This is a genomic window from Polyangiaceae bacterium, assembly GCA_015075635.1.
Taxonomy (GTDB): Bacteria; Myxococcota_A; Polyangia; order Polyangiales; family Polyangiaceae; genus JADJKB01.
Map to the genome: position 1 here is coordinate 346,788 of JABTUA010000002.1, position 23,814 is coordinate 370,601.

Here is a 23,814-nt window from a genome sequence, read left to right on the forward strand (position 1 = left end):
CGCGCGCGGAAAATTGTCGCAGCGGACGAACTGCCGCGAGCGCACGTGCTACCGGACCAGCCGGAGCACGACCTCCGCCACGCCGATCCGAGCGCGCATGCCCCACGACAGCTCGGCCGCGTCGCTCTCGATCCCGTCGCCGAAGAGCACGCCGCCTTCGCTCATCTCCGAGACGATCTCGACGCGAGCGCCCGACTCGATCAGGCCCTGGGTGAGCTCGGTGCCGGTGGCCACGCTGGGGAAGGCCTCGCGCACGAAGAAGCACAGGCGCCGCTCGCTGGGGCGCGGAAGCTCGAAGCTCTCCCGCCGCTCGCGCGAGATGGATCGGGCCCAGCCCGTGGCGCCGGTGCCCGTCGCGAAGATGACGCCGGACGAGGACTGGTGCTCGCTCGCGTCGGCGAAGGTCACGCGATAGCGCGACGACTGGTGGCTGCGGTGCCCGACGTAGATCTCGTTCAGCGCGAGCAGCCGCTGGCCGTCGTCGAGCTCGGCCTGCACCATGGTGCGGAGCTCGAGCTCCGCCCGACCGGCGAGCACCGCCCCGAGCAGGCGGCCGGCTCGGTCCGGCGCGTGCGGCACCAGCACTCCGTCGTGGTGCGTGCGGTCCGGGTTCAGGCCGATCACCGGCTGGCCGCTCAGGTACTTCGCCGTGTTGGCCACCAGACCGTCCTGCCCCAGCACCATCACCACGTCGTCGGGCTCGAACACGAAGCGATCGAGGTCGCGGCGCGTGACGCGCGTGCGGCGAAGGTCGGCAGGGATGGCGCCCGAGACCAGCTCGAGCGCCCGCGTGAAGGCCTGGTGGCGGGCCTCGACCTCGTCGATGTGCTGGCCTCGCGTCTGCAAGAAGAAGCCCGCCTGACCTCGCGTCCCGTGGCGCGCGAGCAGGAGCTCGTACTCGGTGGGACGAGAGATCAGCACGACGCGGGGCTTCACCACGGACATGCGCCCGCTCACTTTCCGCCGAGCCGCGCCGTGCCCGCGCGCACCAGGTCGCTGAGCATGGGGCCGAGCAGCTCGGGCGTGACGTTGACGTGGTCGATGCGCTCGATCTTCTGCGCCAGCGCCTGCGCGGCGAGGGCCGCGATCACCGCGGGCGGCAGCGTGCGGTAGGTCTCCAGGCGCTCGCGCTCGGTCTCGACCTTGGCCGTCTCGATCAGGCGGATGGACTCGGCGTCCGCGCTCGAGCGGATGCGCGCGCGCTCCGCGGCGCCCTCGGCGTCGAGGCGTTTGGCGGCGACGTCCTCCTCCCTGCGGCGTCGCTCGTTCAGGCCGCTCTGGCGGATCAGCTCCTCCTCGCGGCGCGCCAGCTCGATGCGGTTCTGGAGCTCGTTCTCCTGGATGGCCCGCTCCTTCTCCACCGCGCGGGCGCGGCGCTCGAAGCCGGCGTCGTCCGCCTCCTGCTGGATGCGCTCGCGCGCGGGCGCCTCCATGGCGCGTTGCAGCTCCGCCGTCGGCTGCACCACGCTGACCCGGATCGTGACCACCTCGAGCCCCATCGCGGACAGTCCTTCGTCGGCGTCGAGGCCCTCGCCCACGACCTCGCGCACGCGCTCCGCACCCGCAGCCACCAGGTCGCGGATGGGCGCCCTTGCCAGCACCGAGAGCGCGAGCTGCTCCGCGAGCCCCGTGAGCAGCGTCGACAGCACGTCCAGCGGGCGCGCCGTCCAGGCGCCCGTGCCGAGGTCGATGCTGAAGTCCACGCGCTCGGCTAGGCGCACAGCGTCCACGACGCGGAACGTGATCACACCCTGCGCGGTGACGTCCTGGAAGTCGGAGCTCTTGCCGTGGAACAGGAAGGGCAGCTCGCGATCGTCCATGGGCACCTCGGCGATGCTGGTGGAGAGCGGGAGGTACCAGAACGAGAGGCCGCGCCCGCTCCGGCGCAGGCGCCCCCCGCGGTGGGCGAGCACCCACTGGCTGAGCTCGCTCCGGAGGTGCCTGACCACGACGAAGTTCCTGACCTCTGCCATCTACCTGCTCCTCTGGCTCAGAGCGCCGACCTCTTCACGAACCGATACAGCTCCGCCGGGCGATGTCCGACGTCGGCTTGCCGCTCGCCCGTGGCCTCGAGCTGCCCCGAGGCCAAGATCTTCCGCCGGAACGAGTCCTTGTTCAGGCTGCGTCCGAGCACGGCTTCGTGCACCGTCTGAAGCTCGAGCAGCGTGAAGGTCTCCGGCAACAGCTGGAACCCGATGGGGGTGTAGCCCAGCTTCCCACGCACGCGCTTCACCGCCATACCCAGGATGTCGTCGTGATCGAACGCGAGCGACAGCTCCTTGCCGTCGTCCCCGACCGCGTTCACCGGTCCACCGGTCTCTCCCTCCCACGGCACGTCGAGCGCCGCGATCCTCACGCCTTCGCGTAGCGACGGCGACTCCGCGAAGCGCTCGGGCTCGACCAGCGCGATGTACGTCACGCTGATGACCCGCGTGCGCGGGTCGCGGTTCGGATCGCCGAAGGTGTAGAGCTGCTCGGTGAAGACTCGCGAGAGCCCCGCCTTGGCGAGGAGCACGCGGCGCGCGGCCGCCTCCAGGGATTCGCGCATGCCGACGAAGCCGCCTGGAAGCGCGTGTCGACCGCGGTGCGGGTGCTCGGCGCGACGCACCAGGAGCGTGTGCAGGCGCTCGCCCCGCACCGTGAGCAAGGCCACGTCCACGGTCACCGAAGGGTGCTCGAACTCGCTCGGATCGTAGCGGCTGAGGAACTCGGCCTCGCTCTCGGGCTCGGGCCTTTCAGGGGCAGTTCCTCGGGGCTTGCGCGATGCCATGTTATATGCGACAAGCATATATGCAGAGTGTAGTTATGTCAAGGCGCCCTCTCCTCCCCTACTCGGACCAGGCCCGGCGCTGGCCGGTCGCCGGCCGTCAGGTGTTGGCCGCCTACGACCAGGACACGGTCACGGTGTACCAAGCGTACCGCCCGGCGATCGCGGACTTCGCGCTCGAGCATCAGCGCTTCGGCGGTGAGTTCAGCTACTCGCGCATGAGCTGGATCAAGCCCGGGTTCCTCTGGATGATGTACCGCGCAGGCTGGGCCACGAAGGAGGGACAGGAGCGCGTGCTCGCCGTCCACCTCGAGCGGGCGGGCTTCGACCGCATCCTGGCCGAAGCAGTGGAGTCGAGCTTCCGCCCCGGATCGCACGCGAGCCGCGAAGACTGGCAGCACGAGCTCTCCCGGGGCGAGGTGCGCCTGCAGTGGGATCCGGATCACGATCCGTACGCCAAACCGCTGGAGCGCCGCGCGGTCCAGCTCGGGCTCCGCGGCAGCGTGCTCGCGCTCTACGGTCGCGAGTGGATCCGTGGCATCGAGGATCTGACGCCGTTCGTGCGCGAGCAGCACGCGCGCGTACGGGCCCACGACCTCGATGGCCTTCTGGTCCCGGAGGAGCGTGTCTATCCAATCGCCGACCCTGGGGTGGCGCGCCGGCTGGGCGTGGATGCGGCGGGATCCGGGGGCTGCTAGGCTCGCGTACATGCGAGCGCGCTCTCTCTGGTTCCTCGGGTTGGCGGCCGTCGCGTGTGGCGGCGACAAGAACGACGGGCTCTACGGCGCGAGCTCCGGGGGCGCGGCGGGAAGCGGCGGCGCGGCGGGCGCGCCGGGAGGCAGCGCCGGGGCGGCGAGCGGCGGCGCGAGCTCGGGTGGCGCGAGCTCCGGCGGCGCGAGCTCCGGCGGCGCGAGCTCCGGCGGCGCGAGCTCCGGCGGCGCGAGCTCCGGCGGCGCGAGCTCCGGCGGCGCGGGCGGAGTGCCCAGCGGCGGCAGCGGTGGCGGCGGCGGGCTGCAAGGCACCAAGTGTTCCTCGAACAGCGAGTGCAAGCCGCTGGTCTGCAACTCCAAGCTCGACACCTGCCAGCCTCCGCTGCCCCTGGGCGGACCGTGTAACTTCGGCAGCGAGTGCCAGAGCGGGCTCTGCAACTCAAAGACCGACCAATGCGCCGTGCCGGCCCCGCTCGGGAGCCCGTGCAACTTCGGCAGCGAGTGTCAGAGCGGGCTCTGCAACTCCAAGACCGACCTGTGCGCCGTGCCTGCGCCGAACGGCACGCCCTGCAACTTCAACCCGGAGTGTCAGAGCGGGCTCTGCAACTCCAAGACCGACCTGTGCTCGGATCCGGGCGGCCCGGGAACGCCCTGCTTCTTCGCCTCGGACTGCAAGAGCGGGACGTGCTCGAACGGGCAGTGCACGTAGGCGACTAATCGTCTTCGATCGGAGCGGCGTCGCCGACGATGGCTGCGCCCCAGCGCTTGGCGGTGGGCCGCTCGAGGGTGCGGGCCAGCTTGTCGCGCTGCTCGACCTTCAGGATGGCCAGGAGCGACGAGATGTAGGCCACGCGGTCCGCCATGCGCGCCCGCGGGCCCCGGCCCAGGTCGAGCTTGGTGGCGTCGAAGGTGTCTTTCTCGAAGGCGGCGGCCAGCGCGCGCATGCGCTTGGCCTGCGCCTCGCGCACCGCCTTGTTGCGTGACTCCGTCTCGAAGCGCGCCAAGACCGGCGCGACGCGCTTCTGCTGCGCCTCGTCGAGCCCGAGCAGCGAGGTCACGCGGGCCTGCCGGCGTTTGGCGCGGTCGCTCTGCTTGGCCTTGTCGGCGGCCGTTGGCGGCTTCGGTGGCTTCTTCGGCGCCTTGGCCTCCTTGGCGGCCTTCTCCGCGGCGCTCGGGTACTTCTGGCGGAGCGCGTCGGCCAGGTCCTTTCTCTGCTCGGGTTCGAGCAGGGCGTGAAGCTCGTTCAGCGCAGCCGCCTCGGCCTCGTGCCGGGCCTTGGCGATGCGCTCCAGCGTCGCGTAGTGCGGGCTCAGCTTGGTCTCGACGATGCGCCCCGTCTTCACTCCGTCGAGCACCGCCGCGAAGAGCTCCTTCAGCGCGGCCTTCGTGTCCTCTTCTTCCGGCGGAGGCGTCCAGAGCTTCTCCTCGATGGCGTCGAGCTTGCTCTTCTGCTCGTCGGACAGGTCCAGGCGCTGCGCGCGGGTGAAGAGCTCGCCGACCAGGCCGCGGCGCTGGACCGGCCGGGGTTTCTCGGCTGCAGCGGCGGCGGAGCCCGAAGGCGCCGGCGCCGCGGAAGCCGCCGCGCTGGCCGACGGCAGCGGCGCCTCGAAATCCACCAGCGGCGCCGAGGCGCCGACCGCGGCGCTGGCACTCGCTGCGCCGGCCTCCGGCTTCGTGCCCTTGTCGCAGGCGAGCGGGAGCCCCAACAGGAGCGCAAGTGTCATCGACCGGTGTGTGCGCGGCCCCACGCCGGGACGAGAGCACACACGCCGCGCCGTCGCAACGGGGTCGAGTCGGCCGCTCCGAGCCGCTATCATCGGCCGGCTGATGCAGTCGAATCCATCCATCGTCGTCGTCAGCCAACCGTTCCTGTCCCGGGAGCAGTGCGAGGAGCTGGTGCGGATGGAACGCGGGGAACGAGCGCGCACCGCGCTGGTCGGCTGGCTCCACGGGCCGCCGCTCGGATGACGGGCTTCATGCACCCCCGCCCGCTCACTCTCCTGCTCGCCGCGCTCTTCGGCACCGTCCTCGCGCGCGCCGAACCCCGCCCCACGCTCGACGACTTCTACGATCGCACGCGCAGCCGGGCCGAGGGTTTCTCGGACTGCCTCGGCTACTGCGACGGTGAGACGCTGGCCGCGTTTTTGGTAGGCGCGCAGCTCGCCGACCCGACCACGGACGCCGTGCAGCGACGTGTGGCCTACGGCGGCCGGTTCGGCGTCGATCTGGGCGTGTTCTTCGGCCGCTACGACGTCGCGCGCAGCAAGCTCTGGGCGGACGTCTTGCGCGTGCCCGACGTGAACGAGACGGTCACCGACCTGGCGTGGAAGAACACCTGGTTCTGGTCCTCCGTGGAGCCCGACGACACCGGCGTGCACCTCTCGTTCGACAGCCTGCTCGCGAAGCGCTCGGAGCTGGAGCCGTCGGATCTGGCGGAGCTCCAGCTCGTGCCGTACCGGAGCGTCGACCTCGAGCTCGAGCTGGCGCCGGTGGGGCCGAAGATCGACAAGGACGCGTTCATCGCGCTGCCGCTCGGCGCCGCGACGCGCCTGCGCTGGGCCGAGAGCGGCGAGGTGCTGGAGCGCCGCGGGAGCTTCTCCGGCGCCCTAGCGTTCCGCGGCTTCCCGAAACGGGTCCGCCACCATTACCAGCTCGATGCATTGCGCGTGAAGCGCACGGCCTGGGAGGTCGTGGGTGGCGACGCGACGGCATGGAGCGTCTCCTCCGGCTACCAGCGGCTCTCGCCGGACGTGGACTGGCTGCAGATCTGGCTGCTCGCGGGCTACGCTTGGAACGAAGGCCGGAACGAGAAGCGCGGCTTCTTGGCGCAGCTCGGCGCCGAGACGCGCTTCCCCCTCGAGTCCGGCGAGCTCGAGCTCGGGCCGATGTACGAGGCCCACTTCGTGCTCGATCAACGCACGGCCGAGTTCGCGCGGGTTCACGAGGTCCGGCTCTACTACCGGCAGCGCTGGGGCATCGTGCGCTGGGGGCTCGCCTATCAGGGCGTGGCGCTCGAAGACCTGGCGAAGCTCCACGCGCTCACGCCCGAGCTCGGAGTGCGTCTGCTCGGGCTCGACCTGGGTCTTCGCTATCGCTTCGCCGTGGTGCGCGACGAACGCTTCCCGGGCATGCCGGAGAATCGCTTCAACGCCATGCTGGACTTTCTGTTCTGATATCCTGAGCGCCATGAGCCCGACCGACGACCGCGCCGCGGTGCTGCGCCGCCGCGCCTTGTTCCTGGGCTCGACGCTGGCCGCGCTCGGGAGCTGCCAGAAGGGCGGAGCGCCCGCGGAGACGGCGCAGGGTCCGGTCGTCGCGGTGCCGGAGGGCGAGGCCGAGGACGCCGGGGTGGACCCCGACGCGGCGACGCTCCCAACTCGGGAAGCGGGCCCGCGCCCGCGAGGCAACCTGCCTTCCCTGGAGATCCCGGCGGGGATCAGCGAGACGGCCCGGAGCAACTACGAGAACCTCGTGGCGCGCATGACCCGCGCTCACGGCGTGCTCGACGAGATCGAGAGCATGGCGCCGAAGTGCAGCATGACCGCCTGCGAGGACAAGTGGGCGCTCGTCGCCAAGAAGCTCTTCGAGCTCGAGGACTCCTTCGGCTTCTTCTACGGCTGCGAAGGCTCGAGCGAGCAGGCCAAGGCCTTCGCCGTGCGGCAGAAGGAGCACATGGACTTCTACCAGGCCCGGCGCAAGGACGTGGAGACGTGGCTCACGGGCCTGCTCGGCGAGCAGGGCTGGGCGCGCTTGCAGGAGCTGCTCGAGCAGGAGCGCTTCGCCAACCCGCGCCCCTGCCTGAGCATCGCCTGCATGGACTGGTGAGCGTCAGCCGCCGAAGCGACGCCAGGTCGGACCCGGGTGGCTCTCGCCGCACGCCTCCGCCGCTGCGAGCTCCACCGCCTCCAGGATCTGCGTGTAGCCGGTGCAGCGGCAGAGATTCCCGGACAGCGCCTGCTTGATCTCGTCGCGCGTCGGTCGAGCGTTCTTGCCGAGCAAGGCCTTGGCCGACAGGATCATGCCCGGCTGGCAGAACCCGCACTGGAGCGCGCCCGAGCGATCGAAGGCGTCTTGTACGGGGTCGACGCCGCTACCGCCGGCCTTCTTGTGCAGCGGCGTCAGTCCCTCGATTGTGACGATCTTCTTGCCCTCGGCCGTAGCCGCGAGCGTGAGGCAGGCGAGCACCGGCTCGCCGTTCATCAGCACCGTGCACGCGCCGCAGTCGCCCTTGTCACAGCCCTGCTTGCTGCCGGTGAGCCCGAGCGAGTAGCGCAGGACCTCGAGCAAGGTCCAGTGCTCCGGCGCGGCCACCTCCACGGTGTCGCCGTTCACGTCGAGCTTCAGGCTGCGCAGGCGGGGCATGCTCCGGAGGTTTCGTGATGCGGCGCGGCCGGGGCGTCAACTCGTGCGCGCTTGGCGTGGGCCGAGGAGCCTGTTACGACGCAGCCCATGAGGAACCTTCGGGGAGGACTCCCGGTACTGGGCCTGCTCGCTCCGATCGGCTGCGGCGGCGGCGCCCACCACGAGGCGATGCGGCCGGAGCAGCCCACCGCCGCCGAGGCCACGGGTCGCACCAGCATCCCTGCGGTCGATGGTCCGGCGAGCCCACTGGTCGTAGACTGGAAGGCGGAGCAGCGCGCTGATCTGGAGGAAGCCATCCACGACGGGATCGCGGTCGTGGCCTGGGACGACAAGGGGCTCCGCCTGCTGAAGCGCTGCAAGGTGACCGGCAACTACGGCTACCTGCCGGTGCAGGTGAAGACGGACGTGGTCCGGCTGGAGACGGCGGACGACGTGCAAGCTTCGCTCCCGCTCGGAGGTCTGGGCATCGTCGGCAAGATCGGCGGCGAGTTCTCCAAGGGCACGACCCTCGACATCGCCCTGGCCATGGTCGGCAAGCGGCGCACGACCTGGAACGACGTCACGAAGGACGAGCTCGAGGGCAACTGTGACGGAGCGTCGCACTACGTGCGCGCCATCCTGGTCGGCGCCTTCGCGATGAAGACGGGCACCCGGGCCAAGGCGGCCGCCGCGGTCGAGATTTTCGGTGCCGGGACGAGCGGCGAGAGCTCGAGCGCCAAGGACGTCGCCACCACCGACGGCAAGCTCTCGGCCTGCGACGGCGCCACGGGTGAGGAGTCCAAGCCGCCGAGCCAGTGCGCGGCGATCCTGCGGCTGGAGCTCGAGCCCATCGCCAAGCAAGGGAGCGGCAAGAAGGAGGCCGCCACGCCCGCCGCGAAGGAAGAGCCGGAGGTGAAGGCCGAGGCGGTCGAGGGATGCCCGCCCGGTTTCGTCTTCTCCGGCGGGGCGTGCAAGAAGGGTGGCGCCGATCGCCCGCACGCCTGCCAGCCGACGGACGGCAAGGACTGCGAAGCGCAGTGCGGCAGGGGCGACGCGACGAGCTGCGATCGCCTGGGCTCGCTGATCCTCGCGGGCAAGCTGGGCCCACCCAACCCCGAGAAGGCCCACGCCGCCTTCGAGAAGTCCTGCAACGCGGGCTACGCCAACGGCTGCGCGAACCTCGGCATCCGCTACCTGTACGGCAAGGATCGCGATCCGGCGAAGGCGATGACGCTGATGGAGAAGGCCTGCACGGCGGGCAGCGCACGCGCCTGCGACGCGGCGGGCTACGCGGCGCTGAAGGGACAGGCGGGGCCGAAGGACGCGGCCCGAGCGTTGAAGCTCTTCGTCCGGGGCTGCGAGGGAGGCAGCTTCCAGGCTTGCACGAACGCTGGCTTCCTCTACGCCGGGGGCGGCGGCGCGGCGGTGCCCCGCGACGACAAGAAGGCGCTCGAGTACGGGCGTCGCGCCTGCTTCGGCGGGGACGCCCCCGCCTGCGGCAACGCAGGCTACAAGATCGAGCTCGGGCAGTCCGTGTCCCCCGACCCGAAGCTCGCGCTCGCGCTCTACGAGCGGGGCTGCCGGCTGGACCCCGGGCAGTGTTTCCGCAGCGGGCTCCTCTACACGACCGGCGCGAAGGATCTGAAGCGCGATCCGGACAAGGCCAAGGCCCTGCTCGCCCGCGCGTGCCAGAGCGGGACCGGCACGGAGGTCATCGCCTGCGTCGCGTCGGAGGTGCTGTTCAGCAGCGTGAAGGAGCCCGAGCCCGCGGGTCTGATCCACACCATCTCGACCATGAAGCCGCAGTGCGAGACCAAGGAGGGCCGCGCTTGCACCTTCCTCGGCATCGCAGAGTTCGGCATGGGCAAACGCAAGCCCGCCATCGACCACCTCCGAGATGCCTGCAAGTACAAGGACCCGCTCGGCTGCGTCCTCGCCGAGGCCTTCGAGAAGGCCCGGCCGCCCAAGGCGCCGTGACTTGAGATCGGTCAAGCCGAGACCGTTTCCTGACAGAGCGTGACCCGATGCTGGCAGCGCGGTCGATAGCGTGCCGCGCATGGCGAACAAGCTGCTCCTGACCAGTGTGATCCGTCCTTTTGGCGGGCCGGGCGAGGGCGACAGCGTCGGCGCCGAGCTGTTTCACGCGCAGGTCACCCGCGCCCAGGGGCCCTTCAGCCTACGGCAGGTGATCCGCGTCTGGGCCATCGACTATCTGGCCGAGAACGTCGAGGCGCCGACGGTGACCCTGCACTACCCCTCGCGGCGCGAGCTCATCCGTGAGCTCCGGAGCGGCGGCTACACCCACGTGGGCATCAACTTCGTGGTCGCCACCTTCCACAAGGTCCGCGAGATGGTGCCGCTCATCCGCCGCTATGCTCCGGACGCGAAGATCATCCTGGGCGGATACGGCACGGTGCTGCCCGACGAGGTGCTCGCGCCCTTTGGCGACGCGATCTGCCGCGAGGAGGGCGTCGGCTTTCTGCGCCGCACGCTCGGCGAAGATGAATCGAGAGCCGTGCGCCATCCGCACGCGCCCATCCCCAGCGTGTCGGTGCTGGGCTTCCAGCTCCGCGCCGTGGTCGGTCACGTCACCGCCGGGCTCGGCTGCTCGAACGGCTGCGACTTCTGCTGCACGTCGCACTTCTTCAAGCAGAAATACGTGCCGTTCAGCCAGAGCGGCCGCGACATCTACGAGTCGCTGCTCGAGACGCGCCGGCGCGCCGAGGCGGAGGGCACGACGATGAACGGCTTCATCGTCATCGACGAGGACTTCTTCCTGCACCGGCGCCGGGCCCGGGAGTTCCTCGACTGCGTGCGCGAGGGAGGCGAGTCCTTGAGCCTGATGGGCTTCGGCAGCGTGCGCGGCCTGTCGCAGTTCAGCGCCCGCGAGATCGGCGAGATGGGCTTCGATCTGGTGTGGAACGCCTTCGAGGGCGCGAGCGCCGGCTACCGCAAGCAGCAAGGCAAGAGCTTCCCCGAGCTCTACGCCGATCTGAAGAGTGTGGGCTGCGGTCAGCTCACCAGCATGATCATCGGCTTCCCGTACCAGACCGAGGCCACCATCTGGAGCGAGCTCGAGGAGCTGATGGCGCTCGAGCCGGGCCTCACGCAGTGCCTGATCTACTTCGCCTTTCCGGGCACGCCCTTCCACGAGCAGGTGATCGCCGAAGGGCGTTACCACTCGCGCTTCAAGAGTGCGCCGGATCTGCGCCGCTGGGACGGCTTCGCGATGCACTTCGACCACCCCAACTTCGAGACGCCCGAGGCCGTCGAGGCCATCCAGCGCGCCATCTACGCGGAGGACTTCCGGCGCCTGGGGCCGAGCCCGCTGCGCCTGGCGCGGGTCTGGCTGACCGGTTACGAGAACCTCCGGAACGACGAGAACCCGCTGCTCAGAAAGCGCGCCGAACGCCTGCGCGAGGACGTGCGCAGCGCGCTGCCCGTGACCAGCGCCGCCATCGCCTTCGCACCCAGCGACGCGGTGCGCGAGCGCGCGAAGCAGCTCCGAGCCGACATCATCCGCCTGACCGGCGAGCTCTCGGCGGAAGACCACGTGAAGAGCGCGGGAGCGCCGGTCCTGTACCTGGCCGCGCGGGCCGCGCGCGCGCTCGGCCTGGGGCAGCAGCCGGGGTTGCTCCGCACCGAGCACCGCCACAACGGTCGCGACGGCGCCAAGGCGCACGAGGTGTTCCGGCTGCAGGGAGGCAAACACGCCGGGCTCGGCCGCGTGCTGCTCGAGGACGTCGCGGAGAACGTCCGGCGCCTGGTGGAGCGGCGCCGGCCTCAGCTGGGACGGCAGGAGCTGGCCGCGGTCACGACCCAGCCGCAGCCGATGCAGCGCTCGCTGCCGCTGGTGCCCAGCCCGCGACCGATGCACGCGTGCGGCAGGCAACTGGCGGAGGAAGCCGTAGCCGCCGAGTGAGGTGGGCGAGCTCTCGACCTCAGCCCCGCTCGGTCAAAGACCACCAAGGGCATCCCGTGCACGCCCGTTTGTTTGCGGGCGTGCGAGCAGCGTTTCAGCGTACGGTGACTTGAAGGAAAGAGCATCGAGACGTCGATTTCTCTTGGCGCAATTTCGAGCGACTCGCGCTCGCGTTCGACGACCACGCGGGTGATGGCCTCTCGCTCGCGCGTCGTGGCCTGCTCGCGCGCGTTCGCGTGCGCGACGACGCGCGACGCGTTCTGGTGCTCGAAACGCGCTCAGCGTGTCAGCAGCGAGCTCGAAAAATCGCGTGATATGCGAGAAAGCATGAACGCGCTCTCTTCGGTCTCCGATCACGAGCTCCGCGAGCGGCTCTCTGCCGCCGTGAGCTCGGAGCGGTCGGCGTGCGCCAACGTCATCTTCCACCTGGCAGAGCTCGACCGCCGAAAGCTCTACCTGTACGATGCGTGTTCCTCCCTCTTCGCCTATTGCACCGAGCGTCTCGGGTACTCCGGGGACGGCGCGACCAAGCGTGTCCGCGTGGCCCGCCTGGTCCAGCGGTTCCCCCAGGTGCTCGACGAGCTCGCCAGCGGTGATCTCCACCTGACGGGGCTGTTCCTCCTCTCCGGCCACCTGACGGAAGACAACGCCGCGCAGCTCCTCGCGGAGGCGCGAGGAAAGTCGAAACGACAGCTCGAAGAGCTGCTCGCCCGGTGGTTCCCGCGACCGGCCGTGCCGCCGACCATCACCCCGGTCACGCCCGAGCCGGTGCAGGGGCAATTGTCCACATGGTCCGGGGCAGGTAATCCGGCTCGTCGAATGGGGTGTGCACGGATTGCCCTTGGTGGTCTTTGTCAGCGGCAGCGCCGTGGGCACGCATGCGGACGAGGGAAAGGAGCTCATCTGTGCCTCGAACAGGTCGCACTCAACGCAGAGTCATCGGTATGCTCGTCAAACGCTTCGGCGACGCGCACCTCGACGAGGTCCGCGACCCGCGCGTGGCAGGTTGCTCGCCAGCGCGCTGCTCGGGATGGTGGCCGGAAGCAGGAGCCTGCGCGAAGTCGAGCAGCTGACCGCGGAGCTCACGCCCGCGTTGCGCACGAAGCTCGGCATCCCACGTCGTGTGCCGGACACCACGTTGCGGGACGCGCTCTCGTCGCTCGAGCCCGACGGCTTGCCCTTCGGCGTCGTCTCGCTCGACGGCAAGGCGACCAGTGTGCCTGCCGCCGACGACTTCTTCGCCCAGCGTCAGACGGCGACAGCCGAGGCGCGCCTGCTCGGCCTGGTCAGGACCGTCACCGCCACGCTGACCAGCTCCACCGCACGACCCGTCATCGATGTCGTCCCGATCCCAGCCAGCACCAACGAGATGGGCATGTTTCAGCGCTGTCTCAGCGCCTTGATGGGAACCTACGGACGCAGCGACCTGTTTCGCCTCGTCACCTACGACGCTGGCGCGTGCTCCAGAGAGAACGCTCGGGCGGTGCGCGACCTCGGACTTCACTACCTGTTTGCCGTCAAGAGCACCCAACCCTCCCTCCACACCGAGGCCGCGCGCTGGCTGGGTAGCCTGGAGCCTGACCAGGCCGCCGCCACCAGCACGGATCTCGACCACGGTCGCTCCGTCGTGCGGCGCATCTACCTCGGTGAAGCCCTTGCAGCACCGGAAGGTTGGGAGCATCTCAGGACCGTGCTCCGCGTCGAGGTCGAGACCCTCGACTCCAAGGGCGTCCGGGTCGCGAACGACAACCGCTACTTCGTCTCCAGCTTGCCACGCTCTCGACTCACCGATGCCGAGTGGCTGCTCGTCGTACGGCGCCACTGGGGCGTCGAGACTGCCCATCAGCTCCTCGACGGCGCCCTCGCCGAGGACGCTCATCCTTGGATCGAACAGAACCCGCGGGCCACGGTCGTCGTGATGGTCCTGCGGCGCATCGCGTACACGTTGCTCGCGCTCTGGCGCGGAGTGACTCTACGCAGCGAGCAGCAGCGGACGCGCCCCTGGCGCGAGCTGATGCATGACATTTGGCTCGGCGCCGTCCAGGCCACGGCACAGTTCCCATGCGGCTCGAGCTCCAGAGACCGCCGGCTCCCGCCGGCGCCTGCGTGAGCGGTGCCGAGGCCTTCGCGCCGACCTGCTCTTTGACAGACTCCGCGTCGATCACGGCCCTCGGGCTCCTGCCCCCGTAGGGGCTCGATGGCGCTTGCTCCTGTGCGGCCCATGCTCCTCTCTACCGCCCCGTCCCGGGTCACCCTCGCCCCGCCGGTGGTGGCGACCCAGCTCGACTCGGGGAGAACCGATCGAGACTGCGCCGCCGCCGCGCCCGCTTTCCGCGCGGCGGGAAACGTGACATGGAAAGCTCGCAATGAGTCGAACGATCGCGGGCCTGATCACGCTGGCCATCGGAGTTTCTGCGGGCTGTGGGCCGGGCAAAGTGGGCGAAGCCGTTCGCCCCGAGGCCCCGAAGGTCCAGCACTCGTTGTGCGACTCGGTGGCCGACTTCGGCCAGCCCCTGATCGTGGATCTGAAGGCGCACGAGCGGGCGGTCTACGAGGCCGTGATGAAAGACGGCGTGGCCGTCGTCAGCTACGACTGCAACCAGCTGCGGATCATCAAAGATTGCAAGATCGACGGCGACTACGGCTTCGTCGGGGTCAGCCCCAAGGAAGAGGTGGTGCGCCTCGAAGGCGCCGACGAGATCCAGCTCAACCTGCCGACCTTCGGCGCCAAGATCGCCGCCGAGGTGCAGCGCGACGCCTCGCTCGATCTGGGCTTGATCTTGATCGGCATGCGGCGCACCACGGTCAACGCCGCGGACAAGCAGCGGCTGAAGGGCAGCGACTGCGAGAAGGCGACCCACTTCGTGCGCGGCGCGTTCGTGGGCGCTTTCGCGCTCAAGCAGGGCTCGTCCGGTTCGACCCGCGCCGCCGTGGAGATCATGGGGGCGGGGGCGAGCGGCACGAGCAAGAGCAGCAAACGCACCGAGAACCGCGACGGCGACGCGAAGGCCTGCAAGAGCTTCAACCCGACCGCCCAGAGCCCGGACCCGAACTGCGCAGCGCTCTTGCGCCTGGAGCTGACCGCGCTGGAGGTGGCGTCGAAGGACGACGCCGGCAGCGTGGACGTGTGCCCGAAGGATCTGGTGCTGGTGAACGGCAAGTGCGCACCGCCGACGTCGGGTGGCACGTTCCAGTGCCGCGAGGGCCAGCTACCGGAGTGCCTCGCGCAGTGCGAGAAGGGTCACGCCGGCAGCTGCGCAGCGGCGTCGTTCATGTACTTCGGCAACCACGGCGTCACGGCAGATCCGGAGAGAGCCGCGAGCCTGGCGGAGAAGGCCTGCGCCGGCGGTAGCGCGCGCGGCTGCGGCAACCTGGGCCACGCCTACGATCGGGGCGAGGCGTTGCCGAAGGACATGAACAAGGCGCGCGAGCTCTACACGAAGAGCTGCGAGGCGGGCTGGCCGCGGGGTTGCAGCAACCTGGGCGTCCTGACCGAGAACGACGGGGACGCGACGGCGGCCAACGTGCTCTTCGACCGCGCGTGCAGCGGCGGTGAGGCGCGCGCGTGTCACTTCTTGGCGCTGAACCTGGACAAGGGCAAAGGCACCGCGCCGGATCCGACCCGCGCCAAGGCGCTCTTCGCCCGCGCGTGCAACGGCAAGTGGGAGGACGCCTGCGGCCTGCTGTCCTCCCAGCTCTTGGCAGGCAACGAAGAAGAGCGGGCCAAGGGCGTGAAAGGTCTCGAAGAGAGCTGCGCGAAGGGCTCGCCCAACGCCTGCCGCTTCCTGGGCTCGCTGCGGCTCTCGGGGACCAAGCTGCCCAGGGATCCCGCCAAGGCCGCCCAGGACTTCGAGCGTGCGTGCGAGGGCAAGGAGCTGAAGAGCTGCGTGGACGCGGCGACGTTGTTCCTCGCCGGTCGAGACGGAGTCGCTCGGAACGTGGAGAAGGCGGCGAAGCTCGCCAAGAAGGGCTGCGACGGCGGGCAGATCGCCGGCTGCCGCTTGGTCGCGCTGGGTCAGCTCCAGGGGCTCGGCGCGGGGCGCGACGACGCCGCCGCGCTGAAGCTGCTCGAGAAGAGCTGCGCCGACGGCGACGGCGAGAGCTGCGCCGGTGCAGGCTTGCTCTACCGGCATGGCTTCGGCACCAGCGCGAACCCGAGCTTCGCCACGGGGCTCTTCGACAAGGCGTGCCAGGCCAGATACGGCTATGGCTGCGCCTTGCTGGCCGCGGCGCGCTACGACGGCTCGGGCGTTCCCAAGGACTTCGACGCCGCGCGGGCCGCGCTCGGGCGCGCCTGCTCGAGCGGGTATGGCCCAGCCTGCGGGCTCTCCTACACGGCGCCCCGCATCTACGACGTCACGCCCAAGGAGGACCCGTTCGGCGGCAAGAACACCGCCGCAGGCGCCGCGTCCCCGAGCAGCGTGTTCGGGCAGAAGAGCACGGCCGGCGGCGGCAAGAAGCCGGCCGATCCGTTCGGCGACAAGTCCACATCCGCCCGCACGGAGAGCGCGCTGGCTCCGGGTGCGGACGCTCTCCTGCTTGGAAGCCTCGGCACTTCGCCCGAGCTCGAGAAACGGCGCTCCAGCCTGCGCGACAAGTTCAAGGCCAAGCTCGGCACCTTCAAGGCCTGCCCGAAGGACGCGACGGTCCCGGGCCGCATGCACCGCGTCGGCTTCGCCGTCGGGCCCGACGGGAAGACTCAGGTGACGCACGGGGCCCGTAGCCCGTACCCGAAGTTCGACGCCTGCTTGGACAAGGCCGTGAGCAGCATCAAGATCGCGGCCGGCGAGCACACCATCCGCGGCTACGCGATGCTGCGCCTGCAAGACAAGAAGGACGCCTACGTCGCGCTCTCGATCCAACCGGATCCGAGCGAGCTGGTGCTGCCCCCCGCCGTGCGGCGTCTCTCGGGCTGCGGCTGCGGCGGCGACTCGACTCAGCTGGTGTGCGCCATCGAGTGCCGCTCCGGCGGTGGTACGGTTGGTGGCGGGAGCGGCGGGTACGGGGGCCCGGGTCCCGACTACGACGAGGACAAGAACACGGCGCCCTCGGCCCCCAGCCCGGAGTTCGGCGAGAAGAGCACGAAGCCCTCCGCCAAGCACAAGGATCCGTTCGGCGGCAAGCAGACCATGCCGCCCCCACCGAAGAAGAAGCAATAGATGTGGGTCCGGGTCGCGGCCTCGCTCGGATTCCTGGCCGTGGCGCTCGGTGCCTTCGGCGCCCACGCGCTGCGCGGCAAGGTCTCCGACACCTACCTGAACGCCTGGCAGACCGGAGTGCTCTACCACGCGCTACACGCCGTCGCGCTGCTCGCGCTCGCGCTCTACGGCCGCGCCACCGGGCAGAAGATCACGCTGCCGGCGGCGCTGTTCGTCGCGGGCATCGTGCTGTTCGCCGGCAGCCTCTACGCGATGGCGCTCACCGGCGTGACCCGGCTCGGCATCATCACGCCCTTCGGCGGCCTGTCGTTCCTAGCCGGCTGGGCCGCGCTGTTCGTCACTCTCGGCTCCGAACGCTCCAAGACCTAGAGCGGCGTGACGTTCAACCCGGTCGCTCGTGAGAGCTCCGCGCAGCGAACCGCGCTCGCCTTGGTGAGCAGGCGCGTGAGCAGGAACACGACGAGGCCCGCCACGGCGAGGACGCCCAGCACCGCGAGGAAGACCACATGGCCGACGAGCTCGTCCTCCGTGACCGCAGCGCCCCCGCGCTGGTAGATCTCGAAGCGATTGTAGAACTCGAAGATCAGGTAATAGAGGAAGCCGCCGCCGCCGCCGAGCGCCGCCACGACGCCGAAGCCCCGAGCGTAGCCGACGAAGGCGGACTTCAGGCTGAAGGGAATGGAGCGCGCCCCCGCGTCGGTCACGAACCAGCTGGAGAGCGGGACCAGCGGCACGAACCAGACGTGGACGAAGCGGGTGACGACGTAACCCGCGCTGCTCTGGTCCACCTTCCCCGCGAGTCGCGTCCCGGCGACAATCATGCGAGCCGATTCTGCCACGGGGCCGGGCACGAGCGCGGCGAAATCACGGGTTGCGCCGCTTGGACGACGCCGTCGCCCAGCGCCAGCGGACGCCCAGGTGCCCGAAGTCGGCGCCGGCGAGCCCCAGGCTGTCGGGGCTGTGGAGCACCGGCAGCAACGTGAGCTGGACGTCCACGTTCTCCTCGATGGCGACGCTGCCGACCACGCCGGCGCGGATGACGTAGCTCGGTCGCCCCGGGCTCTGGAGGATCTCTTCGGCGACACCGATGCGGATGGCCTCGTTCCGACCGAAGCGCCACGCGTAACCGACGCGCAGCCGCCAGAGCCACGGCGGATCGACGATCACCTTGAGCGACTCCTCGTAGAGGTGGAAGCCGGGATCGACGTGGGTGACGTGGTAGACGCCGAGCAGCCAGAACGGTCCGCCACCCGGAATCGAGACCGCTCCGGAGAGCTCGCTCTCCAGCGAGAGCGGCTCCGCCTCCGGCCCTCTGGGGAGCTCGAGCTCGGCGCGCTCGTGGTGGTCCCGTTCACCGAGCAGTTTGTGGTCGAAGGCCTCGAACTTGCGCACCCCCGCCCGAAGCTCGAGAAACGGCACGGTGCCGCGCACGCCGCCGTAGAATCCCGCGCCCTCCGACGTGACCAGGGGCTTCGCGTCCAGGCTCATCGCGCGGTAGAAGGGGCGCCCGAAACCGACCGAGACCTCGGGCCGCGCGTACGCGAAGCCGAGCTCGAGCGAGGCGCTGGCGAACGGTCGCGACAGTCCGCGCTCCCAGTAGGAAGCCTGCGGCGGGTGCTCGACCCCGGCCGCGTGCGGTGGCGGGACTTGCGCGGCGGCGTGCGCCGAGCTCGCGAGCACCAGGGCAAGAGGCCAGCGCTTCAAAACGCCCCTCCGATCGCCAGCCCCGTGGGGTGAGGCACGAGGTGCACGCTCGGAGCCACCGCCTTGCGCTGGGCACTCACCGGCAGCCGGTAGTGGAGCAGCCAGGGCACCCCGAGGCCGGCCAAGGTCCCCCAGGCCGCGCCCACGGTGACGTCCGAGGCGTAGTGCATGTCGCCGACCACGCGCAGCGCGGCGGTGGCCGCGGCGACCGCGTAGCCAGCCGTGCAGGACGCGACCTCCGGCGCTCCGCCGCCGTAGAGCGGCACGTTCAGGTGGTGCATGCAGGAGAGGCTGGCCGCCGCGAAGGCTCCGGAGGCGTGGCCGCTGAAGAAGCTCCGATAGCGGTCGTTGCGCTCGCAGTCGCGCAGCTCCGGGTCGAGCTCACTGCCGCAGTCCTGACCGTAGGGGCGCTCGCGGCTCGCCAGGGACGTGACGGTGGCCTGAACGGCGAAAGTGAGCGCCAGCGTCTCGGTGTTGATCAGCAGGATCTGCTCGGCCACGTCCGGGCTCTGGTGGTGCCAGTAGGCGGTGAGCACGCCGTCTCCCAAGATCGGATTCGCGATGCTCAGCGCGAGCAGGACGTCGCTCGCGTCGCGTGCGCCGCGCCGGCTCTGGTAGCTGCCGAGTCGGGCCGAGCTCCGCACGTCGTCGTCGAACAAGACGCCGCCCTTCCAGCCATCGCTGCGGGACCCGATGGCCACCGACGAGATGGCGAGGACAGCCAGCCCCCCGGTGGCGTAGAGCTCCGCCAGGTGCACGCGTCGATGGCGCCAATCGAGCCGCGTGGGCAGGTCCGGACGCGGCGGGAAGAGCAGGTGCGCCGCGGGCGGCTCCGTAGCAGGCACATGGCCCTCGGGCGACCACTCCGGGTACCGCGGCTGCGCCCGCGCCGACCCAAGGCCCAGGGCCGCGATCGACGTCGCGACGGCGAGGGCGAGGCGAAGCAGGCGCACGGAGCGAAGACTAGTACAGCGGCGAGGATGGCGGCAGCAGGTGCCGGAAGCCGCCTGCCCCCCTTGACTCTCGGCCGCGCGGAGACGACACGGTAGGCGGTGCAGGCGAGAAGTCGCTGGTTCCATCGGGCGCTGCTCTGGACCCCCAGGCCCGGACACGAGAGGAAGCTTGGCTGGCTCGAGCTGTTCTACGACCTGGTGTACGTCGCCGCGTTGGTGCAGCTCGGCACCGCGCTGGCGAGCCATGTGAGCCTGTACGGAGCTCTGGCCTTCGCCGGCCTGATGGTCCCCCTCTGGTTCACCTGGACCGGATTCACCTTCTACAACAACCGCTTCTTGGTAGACGACGCGGTGCACCGGCTCCTGGTGTTCGCGCAGATGCTCGCGATCGGCGCGGTGGCCGCCAGCGTGCCGAACGTGCTCGAAGGGCAGCACCGCACCTTCGCCATCGCCTACGGCATCGCGCGGGTGGTGATCGCGCTCTTGTACGCGCGCGCGCACGTCCAGGTGCCCGAAGCCCGCGGCATGACTCGCCGCTATTCGCTCGGGTTCGCGCTGGGCGCGGCGCTCTGGCTCGGCAGCGCGTTCGTTCCGGCACCCTGGGCCTTCTTCCTCTGGGCGGTGGCGCAGTCCGTGGACTTCTCGACGCCGCTCGGCCGAAGAGCGCTGGGCATCATCGAGCGCTACCCGCCCGACTTCCACCACCTGGCCGAGCGCTACGGCATCCTGGTGTTGATCGTGCTCGGCGAGGGCTTCGTGAAGGTCCTGTCCGAGCTCGCCGACCGCGGCCTGACGCTGGAGAGCGGGACCCTCGCGGCGCTCGGCCTCTTGGTCACCTGCATGCTGTGGTGGATCTACTTCGACGACGTCGCCGGAGCCCGTGTGAAACCGCGGCGACTGGGCAGCGTGCTCTGGGTGTACGCGCACCTGCCGCTGGCCATCGCGGTGACGGCCGTCGGCGTCTCGCTGAAGAAGGCGGCCGGCATGAGCTTCGCCGACATCGGCGCCGCCAAGTACCGCTGGCTCTTCTGCGGTAGCTTGGCGCTCGCGCTCGCCGCCGTCGGCTACATCGACTACCTGACGGAGCGTCGCGAGTCCGACCTGCCCGACGACGCCCGCGTGGGTGCCCGAATCGTCTCCGCCATCCTCGTGCTCGCGCTCGGCGTCGTCGGCGGCTTCGTCCCGACCTGGGCGTGGGTCGTGCTGGTCGTGGTGGTGTGCGTCGCGCAGGTCGTCTTCGACATCTCGACCTCGCCCCGACAGGCCGATCACCACGCCCACGCGGCCGAGCACCACGGGGAGGAGGCCGAGGCGGAGCCCGCCCCGAGCTCCCCGGCCCCCGGTACAGCACCGACCCGTCGCTGGGATCCAGGCGAAGCCGTGCGCCGCGGAGCACCCAGCGCGCTGCGCCGCGACCTCTACGTGTATTTCATGGAAGGCTCCTGGTGGCGCCTCTTCGGAGCGTGCGCGTTCGCGTACCTGTTCGGCAACCTGGTCTTCGCCTCGCTCTACCTGCTCGATCCCGGCGGCATCGCCAACGCCAGGTCCGGCTCGTTCCTGGACGCGTACTTCTTCAGCGTGCAGACCATGGCCACCATCGGCTACGGCGCGCTCAGCCCGGCCAGCACCTACGCGAACACGCTGGTCACGGTCGAGGCCGCGCTGTCGCTGGTCAGCGTCGCGGTCGTCACGGGCATCGTCTTCGCCAAGCTGGCCCGCCCGCACTCGGGGATCCTGTTCAGCGACGTGCTCACCCTGGAGAAGCGCAAGGGCAAGCCCACGCTGATGTTCCGGGTGGCGAACGCCCGGGGCAACGACGTGGTGGAGGCCAGCATCAAGGTGACGGTGCTCCGCGACGAGCTGACCCCCGAGGGCCATCGCCTGCGGCGACTGCACGAGCTGGAGCTCGAGCGCTCGTCACAGCCGCTGTTCACGCTGTCGTGGCTGGTGATGCACGTGGTGGACGAGAAGAGCCCGATCGCCGATCTGACGGCGGACAACGCCCACGATCTGGTGCGCGCCTTCGTGGTCACGCTGATGGGGCACGACGGCACCTACGGCACGACGACCTACGCCCGCAAGCTCTACTACCCCGAGGACATCCGCTGGAATCAGCGCTTCGTGGACGTGATCAGCGATCTGCCGGACGGACGCCTGGCGGTGGACTACGACAAGTTCAGCAGCACGCGCCCGGTCGGGGAGGAGCCGTGACGCACGGCTCCACCAAAGGCCCGCGCTTCCGGACCTCGCGCGAGGCCTACGACTGGGTTCGCTGGGACCCGGCCTTCGACCCGGCTGAGTTCGTGGTGCTGTACGACGACCACGACGACGCGCTGGCGGAGGTCGCGTTCGAGGCCTTCGAGCCCCAGGGCGAGATCCCCTGGCACCGGGTCCGCGCGCTGCGGCGGAGGGGCGAGATCGTCTGGGATCGGGACGCGCGCATCGACCGGCTCGCCGAGGCGCGGCGGCACGTGCGCTAGCCGAGCGCCGGGGTGCGCGGAGATTTCGCTTCCCACCCCATGTGGGCGGGTGTAGGTGCGCCGTGACTCGATCCCGAGTCACTACCCGACAAGGCAGGTCCCTGATGCCGACTTTCCTGCGTTTCCTGGGTGTCTGCAGCGCCGCGCTGCTGAGCGCGTGCGCCGCTGCGCCGACCGGCGAGCCCGCGGAGACACACGCCGTAGCCGCGCAGGCACCGGCCTTGGGCAAGGCCGACAGCACCGACTCGGCGGACCGCGGGTGCCAGTTGGTACTGCGCGAGGTGGGCCGCACGCCCGCAGGCGACGGCTACGCCAAGCAGTGCGCGGGCGGAGTCTGCACCTGGGTCTGGAGCGGCCACGTGGACGTCTCGATGGACGCTTTTCCGCAGGGCGCCGACGTACGCGTGCTCTACCGCCTGAGCGGAGACACGCAGTGGTGGGAGGTCCCCGCGAGCGCCGTGCCGAGCTCGCGCCCCGGCCAGAGCTCGTACCTGTTCCAGGTGAGTGAGCACCTGGTCGGTCCGACGACGGGCGAGGCCGAGCTCGCCGTCGCGCGCGTCGAGCTGATCCCTTTTCTGCGCTTGCCCGACGGCCGCCGACTGTTCGATCACAACCGGCGCAAAGGTGACTTCGACGTCTACTCGTTCGGCCAGGCCGAGTGGTTCGCCCTCGGCGATGAGCCTGTGTGCCAGGCCGTCGCCGGCACGATCTTCTTCCAAGACGACTGGCAGGAGAACGTCAGCGGCGCGCTGCACGCGGGCGGTTGGCTGGGCGTGTTCTACGATCTCGATCGGCTGCCCCTGTGCCGTGGCACCCACAACGGCTACCCTGCCTGGGACACTTCGGCCACGGTACAGTTCGAGCCCGGCGGCCAGCTGACCGAGGCCAGCGTGCGTGACCTCGTCACCCTGAACGGCACGCCGACCAACACCGCCGTCGAGCGCCAGATCCAGCTGAAGATCCCCGGAGACGCCACGCGCGTGAAGCTCTGGTTCCACAACTGGTCCGGTGCGGGCAGCTCCTGCGACGCCTGGGACTCGAGCTACGGCGAGAACTACTCCTTCGACGTGCTGCCGCCCGTGGACGACGCCCGCTGCAAACACGTCGAGAGCTGGACCCAGATCTACGGCGGCAAGCCCACCTGCACCCCCTACGCGGTGGACGAGCAGCACGAGGCGACGCACTGCGAGCTGCACGTGAACGGCTTCGGTCACGGCTTCGAAGGGCACTACGGCATCCCGTTCGAGTGGCTCGAGGCTTACGTCGTCACCGGCACGCAGGACGGCGAGCTCCTGAACGCCGGCATGTACACCCGCTACACCGACGCGGGTGACGCCGAGACGCACGAGCGCTACTCGCTGGGCGCGGTCGCCGGCGCCGGCACCTACAAGACTGGCTTCACGTACCGCAGCACCGGCGTCCAGAGCCTGCCGACCTACACGCACTCGGTGCAAGAGGTCGCTTTCTTCGTCGACGTGAAGCGCCCGTCGGGCAAGGTCGTGCGCCTGTGGCAGAGCCGGGGCGGAGCGAACTACGGCTGGGACGATGCGTTCGGCGCAGGCACCATCACCCAGTCGATCCCCTACGGGAACATGAAATGGGCCGTGGACGGCGCGACGATCTTCGACGCCGAGAAGGCGTGCGAGTAGCCGACCGTCGAGTCAATTCGCATCCACGCGATACAGCGTGCCGGGCGCCCCGGCGCCATCCCCATTCGACATCACGAAAACGCTGGCTGTGCGACCGCGATCAGGCAGGCGAAGGCAATCGAACTCCGG

At 70.1% G+C, this 23,814-nt stretch carries 21 protein-coding genes and 1 pseudogene; 13 read left to right on the forward strand and 9 right to left on the reverse strand.

Annotated features, from left to right (window positions below; genetic code table 11):
* Positions 1 to 48 precede the first annotated feature (48 nt).
* The 3 genes from HS104_17820 to HS104_17830 are packed head-to-tail and all read right to left on the reverse strand — an operon-like array spanning position 49 to position 2,770.
* Positions 49 to 945 carry an NAD(+)/NADH kinase gene (locus HS104_17820; protein ID MBE7481823.1) on the reverse strand — a complete coding sequence of 299 codons (897 nt, stop codon included), beginning with the start codon at positions 943 to 945 and terminating at the stop codon, positions 49 to 51.
* Between the two features lie 8 nt (positions 946 to 953).
* Positions 954 to 1,973, reverse strand: coding sequence for a band 7 protein (locus tag HS104_17825; protein MBE7481824.1), 1,020 nt, complete (start codon positions 1,971 to 1,973; stop codon positions 954 to 956).
* A gap of 17 nt (positions 1,974 to 1,990) precedes the next feature.
* Entirely contained in the window at positions 1,991 to 2,770 is a 780-nt protein-coding gene (locus tag HS104_17830) for an NUDIX domain-containing protein (GenBank protein ID MBE7481825.1), read from the reverse strand.
* Positions 2,771 to 2,805: 35 nt separating this feature from the next.
* Between HS104_17830 and HS104_17835 the strand changes: the two genes are divergently transcribed.
* Positions 2,806 to 3,465, forward strand: coding sequence for a DUF4291 domain-containing protein (locus HS104_17835; GenBank protein MBE7481826.1), 660 nt, complete (start codon positions 2,806 to 2,808; stop codon positions 3,463 to 3,465).
* A gap of 84 nt (positions 3,466 to 3,549) precedes the next feature.
* Here HS104_17835 and HS104_17840 read toward each other — a convergent pair.
* Positions 3,550 to 3,741: pseudogene (locus tag HS104_17840) on the reverse strand (Resuscitation-promoting factor RpfA).
* A 196-nt stretch (positions 3,742 to 3,937) separates the two neighbouring features.
* Here HS104_17840 and HS104_17845 point away from each other — a divergent pair.
* On the forward strand, positions 3,938 to 4,186 hold the full coding sequence (locus HS104_17845) for a hypothetical protein (protein ID MBE7481827.1): 249 nt from the start codon (positions 3,938 to 3,940) through the stop codon (positions 4,184 to 4,186).
* A 4-nt stretch (positions 4,187 to 4,190) separates the two neighbouring features.
* Here the strand turns inward: HS104_17845 and HS104_17850 are convergent, their stop codons facing one another.
* A complete protein-coding gene (locus HS104_17850) occupies positions 4,191 to 5,201 on the reverse strand; it encodes a Spy/CpxP family protein refolding chaperone (protein ID MBE7481828.1) in 1,011 nt (336 codons plus the stop codon).
* 103 nt (positions 5,202 to 5,304) lie between these two features.
* Here HS104_17850 and HS104_17855 point away from each other — a divergent pair, with 103 nt between their 5' ends.
* Genes HS104_17855 through HS104_17865 form a run of 3 tightly spaced genes read left to right on the forward strand, consistent with a single transcriptional unit; the run spans position 5,305 to position 7,302 of the window.
* Positions 5,305 to 5,445: a hypothetical protein gene (locus HS104_17855; protein ID MBE7481829.1), complete on the forward strand. Its 141-nt coding sequence runs from the start codon at positions 5,305 to 5,307 to the stop codon at positions 5,443 to 5,445.
* Positions 5,446 to 5,453: 8 nt separating this feature from the next.
* On the forward strand, positions 5,454 to 6,650 hold the full coding sequence (locus tag HS104_17860) for a hypothetical protein (GenBank protein ID MBE7481830.1): 1,197 nt from the start codon (positions 5,454 to 5,456) through the stop codon (positions 6,648 to 6,650).
* 13 nt (positions 6,651 to 6,663) lie between these two features.
* Positions 6,664 to 7,302, forward strand: a complete 639-nt coding sequence (locus tag HS104_17865; protein ID MBE7481831.1) for a hypothetical protein — start codon at positions 6,664 to 6,666, stop codon at positions 7,300 to 7,302.
* A gap of 3 nt (positions 7,303 to 7,305) precedes the next feature.
* On the opposite strand, the gene HS104_17870 is transcribed toward HS104_17865, so the two are convergent.
* A complete protein-coding gene (locus tag HS104_17870; GenBank protein MBE7481832.1) occupies positions 7,306 to 7,839 on the reverse strand; it encodes a (2Fe-2S)-binding protein in 534 nt (177 codons plus the stop codon).
* An 87-nt stretch (positions 7,840 to 7,926) separates the two neighbouring features.
* Here HS104_17870 and HS104_17875 point away from each other — a divergent pair, with 87 nt between their 5' ends.
* The 5 genes from HS104_17875 (at position 7,927) to HS104_17895 (ending at position 17,268) form a co-directional block, all read left to right on the forward strand.
* Positions 7,927 to 9,795, forward strand: coding sequence for a sel1 repeat family protein (locus HS104_17875; protein MBE7481833.1), 1,869 nt, complete (start codon positions 7,927 to 7,929; stop codon positions 9,793 to 9,795).
* 79 nt (positions 9,796 to 9,874) lie between these two features.
* Positions 9,875 to 11,740: a hypothetical protein gene (locus HS104_17880; protein MBE7481834.1), complete on the forward strand. Its 1,866-nt coding sequence runs from the start codon at positions 9,875 to 9,877 to the stop codon at positions 11,738 to 11,740.
* A gap of 1,006 nt (positions 11,741 to 12,746) precedes the next feature.
* Complete coding sequence (locus HS104_17885; protein ID MBE7481835.1) at positions 12,747 to 13,850, forward strand: ISAs1 family transposase; 1,104 nt, start codon at positions 12,747 to 12,749, stop codon at positions 13,848 to 13,850.
* Between the two features lie 256 nt (positions 13,851 to 14,106).
* The gene (locus HS104_17890) at positions 14,107 to 16,899 is read left to right on the forward strand and encodes a sel1 repeat family protein (GenBank protein ID MBE7481836.1); all 2,793 of its coding nucleotides are present in this window, start codon (positions 14,107 to 14,109) and stop codon (positions 16,897 to 16,899) included.
* Positions 16,900 to 17,268 (forward strand): DUF423 domain-containing protein, encoded by a 369-nt coding sequence (locus tag HS104_17895; protein ID MBE7481837.1) that lies wholly within the window; start codon positions 16,900 to 16,902, stop codon positions 17,266 to 17,268.
* On the opposite strand, the gene HS104_17900 is transcribed toward HS104_17895, so the two are convergent.
* From HS104_17900 to HS104_17910, 3 genes are read right to left on the reverse strand one after another with little or no spacing between them, the layout of a single operon-like run.
* Complete coding sequence (locus tag HS104_17900) at positions 17,265 to 17,720, reverse strand: hypothetical protein (protein MBE7481838.1); 456 nt, start codon at positions 17,718 to 17,720, stop codon at positions 17,265 to 17,267. The two genes, HS104_17895 and HS104_17900, sit on opposite strands and share 4 nt — an antisense overlap.
* Before the next feature lie 43 nt (positions 17,721 to 17,763).
* Positions 17,764 to 18,603 (reverse strand): hypothetical protein, encoded by an 840-nt coding sequence (locus tag HS104_17905; protein ID MBE7481839.1) that lies wholly within the window; start codon positions 18,601 to 18,603, stop codon positions 17,764 to 17,766.
* The gene (locus HS104_17910; protein MBE7481840.1) at positions 18,600 to 19,556 is read right to left on the reverse strand and encodes a phosphatase PAP2 family protein; all 957 of its coding nucleotides are present in this window, start codon (positions 19,554 to 19,556) and stop codon (positions 18,600 to 18,602) included. The genes HS104_17905 and HS104_17910 overlap by 4 nt, the downstream gene beginning before the upstream one ends.
* Before the next feature lie 99 nt (positions 19,557 to 19,655).
* Here HS104_17910 and HS104_17915 point away from each other — a divergent pair, with 99 nt between their 5' ends.
* From HS104_17915 to HS104_17925, 3 genes are all read left to right on the forward strand, one after another.
* Entirely contained in the window at positions 19,656 to 21,767 is a 2,112-nt protein-coding gene (locus HS104_17915; GenBank protein MBE7481841.1) for a low temperature requirement protein A, read from the forward strand.
* Positions 21,764 to 22,036, forward strand: coding sequence for a DUF504 domain-containing protein (locus HS104_17920; GenBank protein ID MBE7481842.1), 273 nt, complete (start codon positions 21,764 to 21,766; stop codon positions 22,034 to 22,036). Before HS104_17915 ends, HS104_17920 begins: the two co-directional genes overlap by 4 nt.
* A 104-nt stretch (positions 22,037 to 22,140) precedes the next feature.
* Positions 22,141 to 23,685, forward strand: a complete 1,545-nt coding sequence (locus HS104_17925; protein MBE7481843.1) for a hypothetical protein — start codon at positions 22,141 to 22,143, stop codon at positions 23,683 to 23,685.
* Positions 23,686 to 23,814 lie beyond the last annotated feature (129 nt).

Excerpts from the sequence above, each read along its gene's own strand:
- HS104_17860 (MBE7481830.1), top strand. The coding sequence starts at position 5,454 with ATGCACCCCCGCCCGCTCACTCTCCTGCTCGCCGCGCTCTTCGGCACC.
- HS104_17855 (MBE7481829.1), top strand. The coding sequence starts at position 5,305 with ATGCAGTCGAATCCATCCATCGTCGTCGTCAGCCAACCGTTCCTGTCC.
- HS104_17835 (MBE7481826.1), top strand. The coding sequence starts at position 2,806 with ATGTCAAGGCGCCCTCTCCTCCCCTACTCGGACCAGGCCCGGCGCTGG.
- HS104_17825 (MBE7481824.1), bottom strand. The coding sequence starts at position 1,973 with ATGGCAGAGGTCAGGAACTTCGTCGTGGTCAGGCACCTCCGGAGCGAG.
- HS104_17880 (MBE7481834.1), top strand. The coding sequence starts at position 9,875 with ATGGCGAACAAGCTGCTCCTGACCAGTGTGATCCGTCCTTTTGGCGGG.
- HS104_17865 (MBE7481831.1), top strand. The coding sequence starts at position 6,664 with ATGAGCCCGACCGACGACCGCGCCGCGGTGCTGCGCCGCCGCGCCTTG.
- HS104_17850 (MBE7481828.1), bottom strand. The coding sequence starts at position 5,201 with ATGACACTTGCGCTCCTGTTGGGGCTCCCGCTCGCCTGCGACAAGGGC.
- HS104_17820 (MBE7481823.1), bottom strand. The coding sequence starts at position 945 with ATGTCCGTGGTGAAGCCCCGCGTCGTGCTGATCTCTCGTCCCACCGAG.
- HS104_17870 (MBE7481832.1), bottom strand. The coding sequence starts at position 7,839 with ATGCCCCGCCTGCGCAGCCTGAAGCTCGACGTGAACGGCGACACCGTG.
- HS104_17830 (MBE7481825.1), bottom strand. The coding sequence starts at position 2,770 with ATGGCATCGCGCAAGCCCCGAGGAACTGCCCCTGAAAGGCCCGAGCCC.
- HS104_17895 (MBE7481837.1), top strand. The coding sequence starts at position 16,900 with ATGTGGGTCCGGGTCGCGGCCTCGCTCGGATTCCTGGCCGTGGCGCTC.
- HS104_17900 (MBE7481838.1), bottom strand. The coding sequence starts at position 17,720 with ATGATTGTCGCCGGGACGCGACTCGCGGGGAAGGTGGACCAGAGCAGC.
- HS104_17890 (MBE7481836.1), top strand. The coding sequence starts at position 14,107 with ATGAGTCGAACGATCGCGGGCCTGATCACGCTGGCCATCGGAGTTTCT.
- HS104_17875 (MBE7481833.1), top strand. The coding sequence starts at position 7,927 with ATGAGGAACCTTCGGGGAGGACTCCCGGTACTGGGCCTGCTCGCTCCG.
- HS104_17925 (MBE7481843.1), top strand. The coding sequence starts at position 22,141 with ATGCCGACTTTCCTGCGTTTCCTGGGTGTCTGCAGCGCCGCGCTGCTG.